The 18,501-nt window shown below is 54.9% G+C and carries 6 protein-coding genes; 5 read left to right on the top strand and 1 reads right to left on the bottom strand.

Translation table 11 applies throughout. The features are described 5' to 3' along the window. The first annotated feature begins 324 nt into the window (after positions 1-324). The 4 genes from SH528x_RS07575 to SH528x_RS07560 all read left to right on the top strand — a co-directional run bounded on the left by SH528x_RS07575 (position 325) and on the right by SH528x_RS07560 (position 13,293). Positions 325-3,573: a BRCT domain-containing protein gene (locus tag SH528x_RS07575; RefSeq protein ID WP_442509913.1), complete on the top strand. Its 3,249-nt coding sequence runs from the start codon at positions 325-327 to the stop codon at positions 3,571-3,573. Continuing rightward, positions 3,566-9,943: a HEAT repeat domain-containing protein gene (locus SH528x_RS07570; RefSeq protein WP_442509912.1), complete on the top strand. Its 6,378-nt coding sequence runs from the start codon at positions 3,566-3,568 to the stop codon at positions 9,941-9,943. The genes SH528x_RS07575 and SH528x_RS07570 overlap by 8 nt, the downstream gene beginning before the upstream one ends. 104 nt (positions 9,944-10,047) lie before the next feature. Beyond that, positions 10,048-11,904, top strand: a complete 1,857-nt coding sequence (locus SH528x_RS07565; RefSeq protein ID WP_442509911.1) for a hypothetical protein — start codon at positions 10,048-10,050, stop codon at positions 11,902-11,904. A 102-nt stretch (positions 11,905-12,006) separates the two neighbouring features. Beyond that, positions 12,007-13,293 carry a reverse transcriptase family protein gene (locus tag SH528x_RS07560; RefSeq protein WP_442509910.1) on the top strand — a complete coding sequence of 429 codons (1,287 nt, stop codon included), beginning with the start codon at positions 12,007-12,009 and terminating at the stop codon, positions 13,291-13,293. A 414-nt stretch (positions 13,294-13,707) separates the two neighbouring features. Here SH528x_RS07560 and tnpA read toward each other — a convergent pair whose 3' ends face one another. Beyond that, positions 13,708-14,172 carry an IS200/IS605 family transposase gene (gene tnpA / locus SH528x_RS07555; RefSeq protein ID WP_442509909.1) on the bottom strand — a complete coding sequence of 155 codons (465 nt, stop codon included), beginning with the start codon at positions 14,170-14,172 and terminating at the stop codon, positions 13,708-13,710. A gap of 443 nt (positions 14,173-14,615) precedes the next feature. Between tnpA and SH528x_RS07550 the strand changes: the two genes are divergently transcribed. Further along, the gene (locus SH528x_RS07550; RefSeq protein ID WP_442509908.1) at positions 14,616-18,437 is read left to right on the top strand and encodes a hypothetical protein; all 3,822 of its coding nucleotides are present in this window, start codon (positions 14,616-14,618) and stop codon (positions 18,435-18,437) included. Positions 18,438-18,501 lie beyond the last annotated feature (64 nt).

Raw genomic sequence — 18,501 nt, 5'->3', positions numbered from 1 at the left:
TCGTGAAAGTTCAGGTCTAGCTTTGGTGTTTACACCGTGGTCGGCGTTGCGCCGCCCGAGAGAATTGACTTTCATTGCATCACAAGGAAGGCTGTTTCAGCCTCGCTGTCGCCCGGTAAGGGTACCTAATCACGGCGAGGCTGGCTCGACCCCGCCAATCGCGGTCACGCCGCGATTAGGTACCCTTACCGGGCGGCGAGGCAGTGAGCCTTCCATGTACCAGGTCGTGAAGTAGAAACGCTTTCGGGCCAACAAACAAAGGCCGCCCGTCCTGCAAAAGACGGGCGGCCATTTTTTTACGTTGACTTTGCATTCGATTCTTCCATGGACGAGGAACTTGCTGTGTCCGTTTCTGTTTCTTTAAAACAAGTGCGTGATGCAGTCGACGCTCGTGATCCCGATTGTGTGGCACTGCTATGCCGATTGATCGATGCACCCGAGCCTGAGGACACTCCACCGGATCGTGAAGGGGCTTACACGTTCGAAACATTCCTGGCGGAAACAAACAACCGACGCTTTCGCGCCAAGACGCCCGAGGAACAAGCCGAGTATCGGATCTCGAAACTCGCAAGCCTTGAGTCCGACGATGCCGAACTGCCGCTGAACGATCGATTGCGATCGCACGAAATATTGATAGAGCTTTGGCAAGCCAGTGATTCCTTCAGCCGTCAATGTTTGATCGCCGCGATCGGACAATTGCCGATGGTGTATGGTCCCTTCAAAGCGATGAAGCGGATTTTCAAAGAGGCCGAAGCGGCGGGCGATACCCTGATTCTCGGGGCGCTCGGAGCCCGTTTCGATATGGCTCTCAATGATGGCCAGCACTCCGTCAGCGTGCGGACGCTCGGCTATCTGTGCCGCCGCGGATGGCGGTATTTACGGCGAATCGGGCAAACGTTACCAGCGGTTTACCCCGACGTCGCTGCCGATTTCTTGGTTCACTACCGCGGATACGGCGAGTTTCGCAATTCATGGATCTTGAACCACATCTTTTTTCACGAAACCGGCAAATACACGCCGCACGCTTTCAAGTTGGGCTACTCACGCATCACGTCATGGCAGAAATACCGAGCCTTTGCGGACGCTTGGAAACGTTCGCCGCGTCCTTTGTTTTCACTTCTTGAGCGGGCCCAAGCGGAACCGATTCGTGATTACGCGACCAAAGCACTGAAGAGCGACTTTCGAGCCGCGATTCGCGAAGTCGAGCCCGAATGGGTGGCACGATTGATGGGAAAACAGAGCGAAACGCTCGATACGTTTGCAGTCTGGATTCTCGATAATGTGCCGCGATTCGAGCAATCCAAGTTCACCGAGTTAGGGCTTCACGAACCTGTGTTGCGTTTATTTGACTCACCCTCCAACGTCGCTCGCACCTATGCAGCTAGCTACGCCCGCACCCATGCTCGCGATTTGCCGGTCGACGACCTGATTCGCTTGGCCAACAACTCCAGCAACGATGTGCGTCAATTAGCAAACGATCTACTCTCGGCGCGTGATCCCCGCACCGAAATCGGGCTGGATGCTTGGGGACAACTTCTTGACACTCGCTACGGAACTCAACTGGCGACCAAGGTTTTGCGAAAACACTTCGGTGCAAAGGAACTATCGCCTAGCTGGTTTGCTGAACGGTTGAAGTCCGCTCCAGGCCCCGCGTTTGTGTTTGCCACGGTGCGGTTGAGCGAACTCCATCCGCTGAAAAAACTGGGGACCACTTACTTTGTTGATTTGATCCAACAGGTCGATTCGCGTTCACCTGCGGGGTATGACGTCGCGAATTTCGTGTGTGAACAATTAGACAAGCTTGGTCCGAGCACGGTGGATCCCGCGTCGCTGCAACGGTTGCTGGTCAATCCATTGACGAGCAATGCGATTTGTCAGTGGGTCGACTCGGGGAAATTGAAACCATCGGTCTTTACCGCCGATTTCCTAAAGCGAATTGCATTTCATCCCACTTGGCAGAACGATCCTTGGATCGCGGAGCAGAAGAAGACCGTTTGGGGGCGAGAAATCGAGTTTGATGAAGCGTTGTCGCGGCAGGTGCTTGGTTGGCTCAGTGATGTGCGGGAATTTTCGCCTGAAGATCTTGGTTTCCAGTGGTTGATGCAGCTGGTCGAGCGAAGCGAACCGCGTTACCACGACTTTGCCGTGCACCAGATGACGCAAGCGTTTCTGCCCGCGGATTTCGCGCCGACGGACTCGGCTGCCGAGCAAGAGTCAGACACTGCGCAAGAGTCGGTTAAGCCCGAAAAGGATGCGGAAACGGAAATCAACGTTGATCTCGAAGGGGCATCCTTTGTCTTCACAGGCAAGTTGAAAACGATGACGCGAGGTGAGGCACAGGGCAAGGTCACTCAAGCCGCGGGAGCCAATTCGAGCACGGTCGGCAAGTCGCTCGATTATTTGGTGATCGGTGATGAGGGATCTCCTCTGTACGGCGAAGGCCGCAAAGGCAGCAAACAAGTCAAAGCGGAAAAATTGAATAACGATGGAGCCGCGATCCGCATCATTAGCGAGACTGCGTTTTTGCAAATGTTAGCGGGCGAGGTCCGCGAGTTCAGTGCCGACGCGGTTCAATCGGGATGCGAGTACCTGTGGTCATTAATGGTCGATTCGCCTGAGATCGATGCACCGCTGGCAAAATTTGCACGCACTTACATCCGCTACCATCATCCGGCAATCCGTTTGGCCGAGACGGATCGGCCCGTTGATCCCGGTGCAGAAATTCCTGAAGAATTTCTAACGTTCGATCGTTTTTTGCCGCTGTTCAAAGATCCTCGAACCGTGATTAGAGAGTTGGCACTTGAGTTTGCCAAATATGAGTTCAAACGCTGGTCACCGCCGATCGATGGTTTGGTCACGATGTGCGAATCGCCCTATCTCGAGGTGCGAGATTTCCTAGCCAAAGTGTTGACATGTGACGATTCGCCCGAGCATCGCCGCTATCGAGTCGATCCTGCCGTCTTGACTGCAGACGCAGTCTATAGTTTTTGTGAATCCAAAAACCGCGAAACGCGAAACCTGGGAATGCAATTGATCGATTTGCATCCACGGCTGAAATTGCCTGAGGAATTGTTTCGTTTGACCGAGAGCCCTGACCGAAGCGTGCGAGCGTTTGTGATTCGCACGTTTTGGTCGTTGTATCGCGATCGCGGGACCAAGCCAGACTGGAAACCGACCCCGCCTGCGGAATCAATCACGAAGAAGAAAAAAGCGAAAAACGAAACGCCCATTGAAGAGAAAATCGGCACGGGAGTGCCCGATCGGCCCGAGAACTTACCCGCCGATTCTCAACAGCTTCATGATCTGTTGCGGCGGATCCTGTTTGAAGTGCCGCCCGGACGTCCGGCTAAGGATAAAGAAACGGCGACCGATACGATGCGAAAACTACCACCGCTTCCGGCACGAAAGGCGAAATTAAACCTCGTCGATACGCTACGTGACGTGGCTTTGCAGGACGCGAGCTTTGCCGCTGAGATTTTGCCGCTGTTGAAAGAGTTCAAAGGTTCGCGAGGGAAGAGCGAACACGCCGCTTGTTTAGTCGCGATCACGAGAATCGAGTTTGGCCATGAATGAAAAATATTTGAGCTATCGCGGTGACATTCGTGCGATCGATTCGATGGCGAAGTCGATCGTGTTCGTGACTCTGCATCGCGAAAAAAACGCCACGTTCCTTTACCGACTTGATCCTGACAAAGCCGAACTTTCAGAGGTGCCGTTGCCGACCGGCGGTCACGCGCTGCTGGTCGACGGTGAGGATTGCTGGATCGCGGGTGATGATTCGAAAATCTATCACGTCGCAGGCAAAGCCAAGGTGGCTAAACCGCTCGCGGGCGGACTGCCACAGCACGCAACATCGCTGGCCTCGTTAAACGGGAATCGATTGGCGGCGATGTGTGGCGACAAAATCGTGGTGGTCGATCGAGCCAATGGCAAGCAGCGGCAAACGATCGAGTTGTCCGAGGACGCAACGACCATGGCGGCGGATCCCACGGGCGAGTGGTTGGCAGTCGGAACCGCAAAAGGAAATGTGTCGGTTTTCTATTGCGAAGGCGAATCAGACTTGCAAATCAGCGAGTCCGGTAAACTTCACGATGCAGCCGTGACATCGATTTTGTTCGAGCCTGATGAATTGCGTTTTTTGTCAGCGGGTGCGGATCAGAAGTTGTTGTTGACCCACGCTCGAGGCAAGTTGGAGCCTGAGGATCGTGGTCGCGGTGCGAGTCACAGCGATCATGTCACCTCGATGTTGCATGTGCCAGGCGAGCGGTTTATTACCACGGGCCGCGACAAGACTTGCAAGACCTGGACGCTCGTCGGAGCCACTCGTCCGGCGACGTTGTCCGATGGAGTGCCGAAGGTCATCGACAGTACGCTTGTCGAAATTCACGAGCGTCCCCACTTGGCGCTCGCGGGCGAAGACAACTCGATTCGCTTGTTTTTGATCGATGCGGGAGGGCGATTTGGTGCAGAGACTCATCGCTACCACGATGCGTACGCTCGCGCGACTCATCAATTTGCATCGCGAGATGTGGCGGATCGGGGCGAGGCAGTCCATGCACTGGCAAACTACGACGATTCACGTAGCGTCGAGATGCTTGCCGCTCATATCGGTAGCGAGTCGGATGCAAAGATTCGGTTACAGGCAACCGAGCTGCTCGCAAAATCAAAACATCCCCGCGTCCCCGGTCTGCTCGGCCCGCTGCTTCGCCATGACGATGAACACGTTCGCATGGCCGCTTTCGTTGGGCTGCGAGATTTGCGTGGCAAGACCGATCTGGGGCCGATTGAATTGGCCCTCAACGCCACGAAAGCGAACATCGGGATTGCTGCGGTCGAGGCACTGCAGCCGCTGGCAAAGAAAGACGATCTGGCGCGTCAGTTGCTAATCGGTGCGTTGGGCAAAGAGCCTGTTGAAGTCCGTCGGGCAGCCATCCTGCAACTCGAAAACGTGTTTGCCAAAAACACAGCGGAACCGACATTGATCGCTCTCAAAAGCGACAAGCCCGACGTCCGCCGCTTGGCGTTGGTGCGACTGTATCAACGCAAATTGCTCAGCGATTCACGCGTGCAGGCGGCGATCCGGCGAGCGGGTGACGACAGCGACGCCGATGTTCGCCGCACCGCGTTTCTCGTCTCCGTCTTGCAAAGCGAGAAACTAGCGTTGGCAGTGCGTCAGCAGGACAAAGATTTACATCGCCACCTGCACGAAATAGAGACGTTTGAGTTTGAAGTTGTCTCGTCGCCTGAGCCAGCGGCCGAAGGAGAGACGGATGCTGCATCCAAGGAGTCGTCCAGTGCGACAACCAAGCCGCCCGCGAAAGCCAAAAAGACAAAGGTAAAGCTAACGCCGCTGGACATTGCTCCGTTGTTGACGGCAATGAGTTCACGAGCGACCGACACCTGTTTGCTGGGAGCGTGTGCGCTCGCGGCTCTTGAAGACGCCCGAGCGTTCGCCACGTTATTGCAACTCAGTCGTGAACAGGATGCCGGCGTACGTGTCCATGTCTGCCGGGCCCTGCAATCGCTCGGCGACGAACGGGCGCTTCAGCGTTTGGAAACGTTGATCCAGGATCCCGCAGCCGAAGTACGGGATGCGGCCCTGACAGCGTTGATCGGTCTGCGGACGAACCATCCGTTGGACGCAGCCGAAGTGGGCTTGTCGAGCCAGTATCCGGATGTCCGTCGCCGCAGCCTGCAGACGCTCGTCACCGTGCTGCGTAGAACCAAATCCAGTGACGATACCGAGCGAGGTCAAGCGTTGATGCTGCGTGTGCTCAGCGACGTCGATCCGAAGGTGCGAGGGGAAGCGTTCAAAGCATCGTTGAATCTTGAGGTCGCGGGCAAGGGAGTCGAAACGCTTCGCTTCGTGCTGCGTAGTTCGCACGAAAGTGTGCGACGCGAAGTGTTGACTGAAGCGATGGCACAGGAAAAGGAAGACTGGGCCAGCGAACTGCTTTACGATCTGCTTTGCGATCCGAATGCTTCCATTCGCAGTGATGCCCTTGAGCACTTGCACGCGAAGAAGAATGGGCGTGATGTGGGCCCGCTGCGTGCCGCATTAAGCAGCCCCTACGCGGATTTACGAATCAACGCAATCGACAAGCTAGTCAAGCTGAAATCCAAAGAGGCCCAAGAGACTCTCGTCACCGCAATCGATGACCAAGAGAAAGTCGTTCGTACGACGGCGCTCAAAGCGATCATCGCGTCCGGAGCCCGTGACGTCCTTTATAAAGCCATGAACAGCTCGCATCTCGATGTGCGATTGGAAGCGGCTGCGGCGCGAGGAATTTACCGGGACCCAAAATCGGCGGCCCCTTTACTGGCGATCGCAACCGAACCGGAACCCGAAAAGAAAGAGGAAAAGGGGCCTTGGGAAGCCAATGTCTTGGCGGCACTTGCAGGGATGGCTCATTTGCAATCGCCCGATCATATCAAGCCACTCCTCGAATTAACGGCGAGTGAGTACGAAGCGATTCGCCGCGCGGCAGCCTTGGCGTTGGCGTACAGCATCAAACCCGACGATGCCAACGAGGTGTTGCCGCTGCTGCAACACGATGACGAGCATGTCAAATACCGTGCTGCGTTGGGATTAGCGTTGTGCCAGCAACCCATCGCCATGCCAATGGTCTTTTCCGAGCAAGCATCCGCGGTGCTGGATGAGAATGCGATATTGCTGGCAGCGTGTGCGTATGGCTCTGCCAGCGAGACTCGTCTGGCCGCGTTGTTAGATTCCAATAGCAGTTGGATTCGCAACGCCGCATTGTTCGTGCTGTTGTCGCGTGATTTTCGCGATCATGATGGTACCCCACGGCGTATTTTGTTCGCGCTCACCTGCCAACCTCCACGGTTGCGATTGTGGGCCGCTCGGGCACTCGAAGCATTTGGCAACGAGGCTGCCTACGGCGAAGTCATGTTGGGATTGCTGAATCAACGTGGCGAAAAAGACTCCGAAGACAACTGGAATATTTCCGCCGATGACATGTCGAAGCTCGTCGATGTGATGGCGTTTGGGGATCCAGGAATGGTAACCTTGTTGCATTCACTCGATGCGGAGCGGTTCGAGGATTGGCAATACACGTGGAAAGTGAATCAAGAAATTGTCGCAGATGAGATCGCCGAAGCGACGGCCAAACGTCTCGCGGCGGCAACGAAATTGCCGAAGACTTCGACCTCAGAAAGCGAATTGAAACAATTGGCCTTTGGCACTTATGTTGGATTGGTGCGGCAACAAAGTGGAGCGGGTGCGACGCGTTCGGGAAGAAGTGGCAAGCCAAGTTTCGGGATGACCGTGACTTCGATTCGCCAAGCCGCGGTTCGTCGTTTGGTCGAACTGGCATCCGAGAGCAAGGAGTTGTTGGCGGCAACCATACCGGTGATCGTTCAAGTCACTAGCGACTCGGTCGCAGACGTCCGGACATTGGCATTTGAAAAACTAGCCGACCTGGGGTTGGATGATGCGGCGCGTGCTGAAGCGGGGCTCGAAAGTGGTCATAACGATCTGGCCGTTTTGGGACTACAGTTGCTTTCCAAGGGTGATGACAAAAGCGGGCAAAAGATCCTTGCCGATGTTATCCTGCAGCGTGACGATAACTTGGCGATGGAGGTGGCGCGGTTGATGACCGAGCGGATCGGCCCCGCCGACGCTGCAGACACAATCCTAGAATCGCCTTATCAACCCGCACGCTATTGGTGTATTCAAGCGTTGGCAGCCGCTTGGGATAAAGATCCGGCGGTGAAGGAAAAATTGCGAGCAGCGACGCGATCGCGGTTCGATGACGTGCGGCTAAACGCTGCCAGCGAGCTCGCGACACAGCAGGATGCGGAAGCCTTCGATGCCCTTGTCCGTTTGCTGGGCGAATTCAAAGATCCGAGTTGGCAATCCAGCGTGATCGGTTCAATCGTGAAATTGGGAGATCCACGCAGCAGTGCGGCAATTTTGGACCGGATGGAAAACGATCCTGAAAAAACAGCGAACACGAACGCACTTTTGGGTGCACTTGGGCAACTGCGTGACCCCACGATTGTCCCGCGGTTGCTGGATTTTTTGACGGACAAACTGTGGAAGAAACAAGGTCTCGCCGCCGTGGAACGGATCAGCGGGTTTGACCAACCGATCGAAGATACGGAGGACGAGCCTCTTGATCGACGCTGGATGCAGCGTCAATTTCCACGGCATGACGGAGTGCTCTCCGACTTAATTGCGAAAGTTGGGGAGCTTGATCTGTGGAAGGATTGGATGCGTCTGATTCCTGCTGCACGTTGGTCCCTTAGTGATGCGGTCGATCCTGTGCTGGCGACGCTAACGGTCCATCCGGATGCCTCGCTACGGCACGCGGTGACCGAAGCGATTGGTTGGCGGCTAAAATACCGAAAGGGACCGAGCCAGACGCTTGTGACGCTGCTGGAACACCGCGATCCGATCATGCAGTTCCTGGCGTCCGAGGGGCTAGCACGCGCAGGAATGCCCAACGGCGTCAACGTGTTGTTGTCCGCTGTGGAATTAATGAGCGACTTGTATTTGCGGCAACGTGCGGTCGCGGCTTTGGGGGAGTTGTCGGACGAGCGTGCTTGGGATGTGCTGCTGCGAATCGCCAGCGACAATGTCCACGCCTTGCAACAAACCGCAGCCGAAGCGATCGGGCATCTCGGCACAACCGAGCGATCCGATGAAATTCTAAAACTGCTCTCTCGGTTGGCATCCAGCGGCGGTACGGTCTCCTACGGTGCCGTGATTGGACTGCGTTGGCTGAACACGCCGAGTGGTTGGAGCGTCATTCGGAAACGGGTGCGTGAGCGAGTTGGCGACGTTGCGGGGGCGATTGAACAACTGGGGTATAACGACGCACCAGAAACACGTGACTTGTTGCTCTCGCTTCTGAGCACAGGCTCGTACAAGGAAGTCGCTTATGTTGCCGCGCGTCGTTTGTTTGGCGATGAGTCGCTCGAGCCCGATTACGCTTTGGTCAAAGCCGACTACACACTGGAAGAGGACGAAGACGAGTTTCACTGCTTAAAACGGATTTGCGAATCAGGGGCTCCAGATCGAATCTTTGAATTGCTGGTGACGCCGAGTACGTCCGTACGCGAACAACTCGCGACCCACTTGTTGAGTCTCGAACCTTTGCCGGTCGACGCGGCCGCCAACGCGATCGAGTCACAGCATCCTGGGACCGTCGATGTTGCCAGTCATGTACTGGGCCGATCCGCTGATAAATCGCATGCCGGTGCGGTCAAAGCCCCGCTTTCTGGATGGTTGGAAAAGTGGGACGAATGTCGCGAGAAAGATCGTCGCGGGGGTGCGGCGGAAGCGGGATTCGCGATCGACGAGATCACCGAAGCGATGGTTCGTCTAGCTTGGGCGGCAGGGCGTTTCGGGACTCTCAAGAAGGAATTGATTGCGTTGGCATCGACTAACATGGACGATGTCGTGTTTGTACCGATCCGATTAACCGCACTAGAATCGCTCGCAAATTCCAAGCTTACGAAGGCCGACTTAGACGCCATTGCGGTGATGGTGTCAGACCACGACACGGCGATCCGGCACATGGCCGCTCGATTGATCACTCAGTCGGATCCCAAACGGGGTGCTGGGCTGGCTGAACAGATGCTTTCAGACCGTGTCCTGTTCAACGAATTGGCGACGGTCGACGGTGTAGATGTGACGTCCGCGGTTAGCGTGGGCGTCGCGAACGTCCATTACCAACCGGTGGTGCTTCCCAAAGCAATCGCGGACGCGGACGTCACGATGCTTGCATCGGTGGCAACGAGTGCCGAGTTGGCAGAGACGGCAAGGTTGGGAGCAATCGAGGGACTCGCCAAAATGGGCTCGCTGGATGCAAACTCGCGTTTGGTGGAAGTCGCAAAAGACGAGTCGAACAGCGAGGAATTGCGTAAGGCAGCGTGGCGAGGGTTGCGACGAGCCAAGCGACAAATGGCGAAGTAACAACTGGACTTAGCAGCAGCTTATCGACCTCAACCAACAGTACCTTTTGCGAGTGCAGCAAACCTTCCGCGGGGAAACCCTCCCCAAAACAAGAGACGTTCAAAATGACTAACGAAACGACAAACAGCGAAGGCGAACCCGAACGCTCGTTTACCGAAGTGCCTGTTTCGTATGCGGGACAAAGCCGGATGGTTGCGGACGCCGGGACGCCTCGATTGGCACTGTTTGGGAATTTGCAACGAGACCCGGTTTCGCTAGACGCAATTGTCCGTGATCCGCTACGTTTTCGCGAGGCGTTGTCGGCCCTCTACAGCATCGTCGGCAGCGACTATCGCTACGTCCCCAAAGATCGCACGGCGTACAATGCCTATCGCCGGATGCGAAACGAGTCAGCGAACCTAAACGCTTGGCAGGCACAACACGCCTACTTCAATTGGCTCAGCCGCAATGATCCGTTAGCTTGCCTGATCCTTGATCCGGTGATCAGCGTCCACCCGGACAAGATTTTCTTTGAAGTCTTTAGCAAAGACGAAGGCTCGTATGCAAACTTGTCGATTTCGCTAGATGCGTTTGATCTGCAAAGTGATCCGGTATGTGGAACAACCAATATTGATTTTAGTGAAACGCTGTTTGACAGTATCCAGCGATTTCGCAGCTATCGGGAAACACGGCTGACCATTGCTCAGGAAGCGGTCAAGATCGCAACCGATGACCACGAAGTGCTGGAAAAGCAAATCAAGATTCCCGATTCATGGCTGCGTGGCTTCCTACAAGTGCAGTCGGCAACGATGCTGCCGACCGACGCCTTCAAATTATCGGCGATTGATTTGTACAACGTGCTGCGTCATCTACGCATGCATGCGGACAGCAAAGGCAAACGACGCGGATTGCGTGTCGAATTAGTCCCTGGCGAGCGACCTCGGATTGTCCTGGAGCCCTGGGAAACGTTGATCGAAACCTCGGCTGAAATCTACCAAGGCCGGCAAGCCAAAGTGATTCGCTTGTGGGGCCGAAGACGATTGATGTTGTTGAGCCGGATGTTGCCGATCGTCGATGAGGTTGAGGTCTTTACGATGGGAAGCGGGCTGCCAAGCTTTTGGATCCTGCGTGCCGGCGCGATCACGATGACGTTGGGAATGACGGGATTCACAGCGGCGAATTGGTCGTCCGCCGTGAACTTTGATCTTCTGCTGCCACGTAAAACGCAAGACAGCAAGCCGCTGGAGAAAATCGTCAAGTATTTGTCGCACGAATGGTTTGCCGATCGGGACGCGTTAAGCAAAGCAACGAAATTAAAAGGAGTCGAATTGGTCGAGCCGTTGCAGCTTGGGTGTCAGTACGGACAACTGATGTACGACATGCCAAGCGAGCGATTTCGGTTGCGACCGTTGACGGGCCAACCTTTGGACTTGGACCGTTTGGAATTTCGCAATTCGCGGGAAAAATTGGCTTATGACTTGGTGCATCGTAAGGATGCGGTATCGATCACGACCGAGAATCGGATTCACGGTTCCGGCCTGGAAATCATCGGCAAAGCGGTCGTCAAAGAAGACAAGCGAGAGTATCGACCTCAAATGTTGATCACCGACGAAGGGTTCGTCAGCAGAGCGGAATGCACGTGCAATACGTTTCGTCAACAAGGACTCAAGGCGGGACCATGCACGTGTCTGATTTCATTGCGACTCGCCCATGCAATCCGAGAACGCAAGCGACGCGAGGGAGGGCGCAGCGAGAAAACGATTTTAGTCGAAACACGTTCTTTCAGTCGTCGACGCAAGGATTACGAAGAGGTTTATCAATTGTCGCTCGACCGCAAAAAACTGAAAATTCGCTGGGGACACGCGGGCGAGAATTTGCGACTGCAACAATTTCAATTTGCATCCGTTGATGATGCAAGATCCGATTACTTTGGACGCGTCCATCGATTGAAAGAGGGCGGGTTCTTGGACGCGTCTGAATAACATCCCCGAAATCGCTTTGGTATTTTTGTGTAGTGCATTGACGGTCGCGGGGCAACCGATGCCAGAGGCCAGGCGGCGACGCCACCCCAATAGGAACACGCCATGACGAGCAGAACGACGGACTTAGTGACGATTTTTCGCGGCATCGAACAAGCCGGCAGCATCAATGCCTATGTCGATTCACAGCTGCGAGAACGCGGCTTCATGGTCGAGCGACGTGCGACTGACAACATGTCTGCGCGCGAGTTGGCTCGTTACAAGAAGGAACTCAAGACCGAAGCGGCCGAGAAGCGAACGCTCTACCGTGATGCATGGCGAGCCTACAAAACTGAAAACATTGTCTTTCTTGGCGAAGGTGTGTTTTGGAACGATGCACTGGACTATGACAAATGGGACTTAGAACAGGCCGAAGCACGCGCAGCGGAAAATGAGCTTCCACCGTTGGATAAACCAAAACAGTTAGCCGAGGCGTTGGAGTTGTCGATCGCGGAACTTCGCTGGCTGGTTTATCACCGCGAAGTCGCTACGAAACTGCACTATTGCCGATTTACAATTCCCAAACGCGATGGCAGCGAACGAGCCATCTGGGCACCGATGCCGAAGTTAAAGCAAGCACAACACTGGGTACTTCGCAACGTTGTCGAACGGTTGCTGGTTCATGGCGCTGCACACGGTTTCTTGCCTGGCCGATCGATTATGACCAATGCGTCGCAGCACACAGATTCGCGGATGATTATCAAACTTGACATCAAAGATTTCTTTCCGACCGTGACCTTCCCGCGTGTCAAAGGGATCTTTCGTCATGCAGGTTACCGCGAGCAGATTGCAACGTTGTTGGCTCTGCTTTGCACTGAATCACCACGGCAAATGGTGGTCGAAGACGGCAGGACGTTCTACGTTTCTTTGGGGCCAAGATGTTTGCCGCAAGGGGCACCGACAAGTCCCGGCTTGTCGAATGTCATTTGTCTGAAGATGGACCGCCGGATCGCGGGATTGGCAAAACGGTATGGTTGGCGTTACACACGCTACGCCGACGACATCACGCTCAGCATGCCGGCATCCACGAAAGGCGATTTGAATCCAGCCACAATGATCGGACTGATCAAGCGAATTGTTGCAGACGAAGGGTTCCGCGTGCATCCCGAGAAAACTCGCATCATTCGCAAGGGAGGGCGACAATCGGTGACGGGGTTGGTCGTCAACGGAGATGCACCCCCGCGTGTGCCTCGCAAGACACGTCGGATGCTGCGGGCAGCGATGCACAACCATGCCAATGGCAAACCACTACACGAAGGTGAAACCGTCAGCACGCTGCAAGGCTACATCGCCTACATCGGACAATCGGATCCAGCGCAGGCAAAGAAGTTAACGGAGCAATTGATTCAGTAGATCGGATGCCGCGCACAACGATGACAGTGGCCTCGTTTTCATGTAGCGAAACTCGCGGAGAGTTTCGTCCGGCACTCGCATCCCCCAAGGTTCCTTCAACTATATCGGCGAAACTTCTTGGTATTTGCCTGGACCGTCGGTTCCGCATCCACCGTCATTGCGGGAATGCCAAGTGTTTTACCTGGGTGAAGTAACTACCCATCAAACACTTCCCCACAGGATTGCTGCCGCCGCTCCGCGGCTTTGTGTATTGTTGCGTATTGTTTCTGCGGCCTTACGCCCGCAGCTAAGTGCTGCCGCCGCTCGCCGCGGCTACAAAACTTAATCGCGAAGCGAGGTGGCACTTAGCCATGGGCGTCAGCCCATGGTCTACGGTGACAACGAAACGGAGAGCCGCGAAAGCGGCGGCAGCACTTAACCATGGTGCTCGTCCTCAAACAAATGCTCAGCTCGGAAATGAATATCGTGCCGTTTCAGAAAGTCGACGTACTCTTCCCGGAACGTGATCGTCCGGTGATGCTCTTCTTGATTTTGAATATAGGCTCGTACCTTCGGAATACGTGAATAACTAACCGTGAAGGCTCCATCCCCCTTCTGCCATTCAAAAGTGCGTTTAACTTCGGGCTGCTCATTCATCCAACGCGACGAATTGGCTTTGACGTCGCGTATAACGTCCGACACCGCCAACGTTGGCGAAAGTTGAGCGAGAATGTGGACATGGTCTTCAACGCCACCGATTTGGACCAACCGTCCGTTTTTCCCCCGGAGGGTGCCGCCAATGTATTCGTAGAGTCGATCACGAATCTCGGCGACGATGGAGCGATTGCGGTATTTGGTCGCGTAGACAATGTGATATGTCAATTGCGTGTAACTACCCATCAAACACCTCCCTACAGGATTGCTGCCGCCGCTCCGCGGCTTTGTGTATTGTTGCGTATTGTTTCTGCGGGCTTACGCCTGCAGCTAAGTGCTGCCGCCGCTCGCCGCGGCTAATTAGTTGAATCGCGGAGCGATGTCGGCACTTAGCCATGGGCGTAAGCCCATGGTTTACGGTAACAGCGAAACCGAGAGCCGCGGAGCGGCGGCAGCATTTAACCAGCATACCCGCCGCAAACACCATCCAAGAATTCCAAACGCAGTCATCTGACTGCTATCTGCCTGCAGTCGATCGACTGCACTTGTCCGCCCACTGCGGATTACGAATCTCCCTAAGTCCTTTGCTGCAGACAGGATGCGACTTTCTTTAACGGCTTGGCATGGGGTTTGTTTAAGGAGGTGGGAGCACAACGATTTTCCTTCCTTCACTTGGGCGGACTCAGGCCATGTCAGAAGCAAACTTTCACACGATCGATTCCTCGTTTCCCTCGTCCAGCGGTGGGGATGCGTTGCAAAATGAGCCGGTGATATTGGCGCGAGAAGCACGCAGCCAAACATCGTTCTTGGAAAACTTTCTCAATCGCTTCTTTCAAGAAAAGAACATCAAGTGGATGCTCGTGATGGGAGCCGCGATCGTGTTCGGTTCCTCCTTGATGCTGGTTACCAAGGCGTGGCCCGATTGGACGTTGACGCTCAAGTACCTGACAATTTTGGCCTACACTGGCGTCGTCTTTGTCGCTGGCAATGTTGCTCGCAAGCGTTTGCAACTCAATGCGACCTACCGAGTCCTGTACTCGTTGACGCTACTGCTGCTGCCAGTTTGTTTTCTCGCGTTGACATGGTTGTCACCGGGGACGGCGATGCAAGAAGGTTGGCAAGTGGTTGAGTTTGCGATGCTACTGTTGCCGGCGACGGGATTGCTGTGGTTCGCATCGAGCCGCATTCTGGACCATTTCCTGCGGGGACGACAAACCACTTTCTTGATCAGCTTTTGCGTTCTCTGTGTTGCCGGAGCGATCCCAAGCGTCTCGACGCCGATTGCCGCAATGATATTCACCGCCGCATGTTGGTTGGTGTTCACGGCGGGAGTCCTGAAAGTCAATCGGCATACATTCTGGTTAGCCGAAACTCATCAGCTACCTCGCGTTTTTGGCTTTCTGCCAATCGTGATGTTGGGACTACAATTTGTCGTTCTCGTTGGCACCAAAACAGTGACGGCGATCCCGATTCAGTGGATTGGTTTTGGTTGTGTGTTGGTCGCCGCCACGGTCTTAATGACAACGCGAACCGTGGCGAATGTGTTTCGTCAGCGAACCGGCGACCTTGTTCGCCCGTTGCCTTGGCCAATTATCACGCCGCTATTCTGCGGGCTGATTCTGACCATTCTTGGCGTTGTTTTGTCCTTCTACGGATTTTCCTATGTTGGCGAAACTTCCTACGCAGTGATTCCCACATCGATTGTTGCTGCAATCTTGATGGCGGCGACGGCGAAAGACACTCGCCACTCTGGTTTCGTTTGGATCAGTTTGTTTTTCGTGACAATCGCTTATCAATGTTGCCCAGCGTTGTTTGCGGACATTGTGCAAACGCTTCGTAGCACCACCGCCGAGGCACTGAAACAAGAGCGAGTGCCGATCACACTTTATGGTATTACCTATTTGCCACTTCTTGGCTTGCTGACCGCAGCAAGTTATCGCTTTCGCAAACTAGGACAAGTTGAATTCAGTAAACCCATTCAGCACTTCGTGACCTTGGTCGCCGTGTTCTTGTGTGCGATTGCGACAAGCGACATCGTGTGGGGGGCGTTTGCATCACCGTTTTTAGTCTCGCTAGCCAACGTGGTTGCGTTCGGTGTGTTTGCCATTGCCTTTGCTGACCGTCGCTACGTGATTGTTTCGCTTGGCTGTGGAATGGTTAGTTGCGTCGCGGCAATTCCCGCACTCAATGGAATGCAATGGATCGACGTGTCGCCAATTTGGATTCCCACGCTAATGGCCGCAGCGGCAGCATTGATGACGGCGACGCGTATTCCCGATTCCATTTTGAACCGCATCCCGGTGGCCGGGACTGGATCGTGGATGGTCCAGCGATCCGACGGCAGCGATCGTAATCTGACCCAAGTCATGGGCTGCTTTCTTGCCGCGATCGTTTCCTTCGTTTGGGTGTGTGATTCGATCGTCCACTTTGTCGAACCGATGTCACAGGCGTCGCTTATGACATTCGGATTATTGATGGCTGCGTTTGTGTTGTACACGCTGCGAAATCCTCAGTACCACTCGGGATTGTGTGTCTGGATGTTGGTCAGCTACGCGGCCGTGCGTTGGGCGGCAGGACTTGGCATCTCGATCGCTGACGGTTTGATGTACACGACCTATCTTTCGATTGCAATCTCCAGTGTCGCGTATCTCTTTTTACGGGGGACTCGATCGATTTCAAAAGCGACCTCGATCGGGTCGCTACGAAATACGCTTGGTTTTGATGCCGAGCGGTTCTCAACCGTTTCGAGTTCTCGCCCCTCTTCGTCTGGCTGGATGCGACGGGCACAAGCTTTCGTTGTGCCAATTTTTGACCTGAGTTTTGTTGCCCTGTCGTGTCTAGTCATTGCGGTTCACGTTCCGTTGTTGTTGAAAGCCCACTTGGTGCTGCTGGGGAATCCAACGGCGGCAATGGGAACGATAGAGCTTTCGACGGTGTTGGTGAGTCTGTGGTTGTTAGCGGTTGCCGTGATCCAACGCAGCCGATTGGCGTCAGGTTTGGCGAGCATGATCTTGCCGCTGGTCGCCACCGCTGTCCTGATTTCGTCAGGGCTAAATTCCCCACTGGTTGCGTTGCCTGTAGTATGGGCGATCGTGCAAGCCATTTTGTGGATGTCAGCCTCCTATATTTCCAACGGTACCTCACCATCACCGGTGGCAAAGGTCATCCAAGGGGTCAGTGTCGGTTGGTTGTTCGCACTGCTTGTAGCCTCTTGCATGTCGTTTGACGTGACCGCACGACTTGTCGGTTTGATCACCCTGCCCGTGTTGTGGATGCAATTCCGTACACATCAGGAGCGAGCGATTTCAAGCTTGGTGGCGATTGTCGCAAACGTTCATGTCTTGCTCGCCGCCGCAGCTCTGGCCGGGTGTCGCGGTTGGGTGATACCAAGCATGATGCATGGATCCATCGCGGTCGCATTGCCGTTTGTCTTTGTGACGGCGGCGATCAGTGTCATCCTATTTGATCGAGCCTTTCAGAAACTCGACTCCAGCCCGTGTCGTGATTGGGCATTAGCACTGCGTGTCGGGATGATGATCCTTGCATTGCTGTCGTTCACGAAGATGCACTTTGACGTCGTCCAAATCGGGGCGATGACGATCGGGTTTGCCATTGTCGCAGTCGCGGAAGTGTTGCAAGCGATTCGTCGTCAACAAGAGTTCCGAGTTTGGGGAGCTTGCATCGTTGCTGCGACTTTGGCTTTGTTCCTGTTTCACGAGGGCGTGATCACGGTCGGTGCCGGAATCAGCCAATTGGTAATGTCGGCGATCGCGATTACGGCGTTAACAATGGATCATCTCGCCGCGAACAAAACGCGATGGGAGATCACTCGCCGACCGATGCGGTTGATAGGGCAAACGTTGCCTGCCGTGGTTGCCGTGCTTGCAGCGGCCCGAGAGATCTCAGGGGTGTTTGATGAGTCATCGACGGCACTGAATGTGATGTCGTTGATGTTGGCGGCAGCCGTCTACTTTCAACAATCGATCGTCAAACGCCAACGCGGCTTTGCGATCGCAGCAGCAGTCATCGTCAACGTCGCACTGATGTTGCTGTGGAGAGTGCTGGGCTGGACCGCTCCGGAATTCTACATGGTGCCGTTTGGTTTGTCGGTACTGGGCGGAGTGGAATTACTCAAACGCGAGCTGCCTGCCGCGTCACACGATCCGCTGCGTTACATCGGAGCATTGATCATTTTGGTTTCGCCGTTGTTCGACGTGCTGGGAGGTAGCTGGGGACACATGTTCGCACTGATGGTGCTGAGTGTGTTGGTGATCTTGGCTGCGATCGGATTGCGTCTTCGCTCGTTGATGTACGCCGGTTCGGCATTCTTGATTGCGGACTTGGTGGCCATGGTGATTCGATCGACGATGGATCACCCCAGTTTGCTGTGGATCTGCGGTGTCGCGTTGGGTGCGGCCGTGATCGCACTGGCTGCTTTCTGTGAAAACCATCGCGAGAATTTGATCTCGCGAATTCGTGTCTTGTCGTCGGAATTGGCGACTTGGAATTAGTGGTTCGATCGTAGTGCAGCCCCCGTAGTGGACGAGGCTACGAGTCCCGTCCCAAACCAATTCA

The organism is Novipirellula methanifontis (assembly GCF_052161655.1).
Classification (GTDB): domain Bacteria; phylum Planctomycetota; class Planctomycetia; order Pirellulales; family Pirellulaceae; genus Novipirellula.
This window is presented reverse-complemented; position numbering and strand designations above follow the sequence as displayed.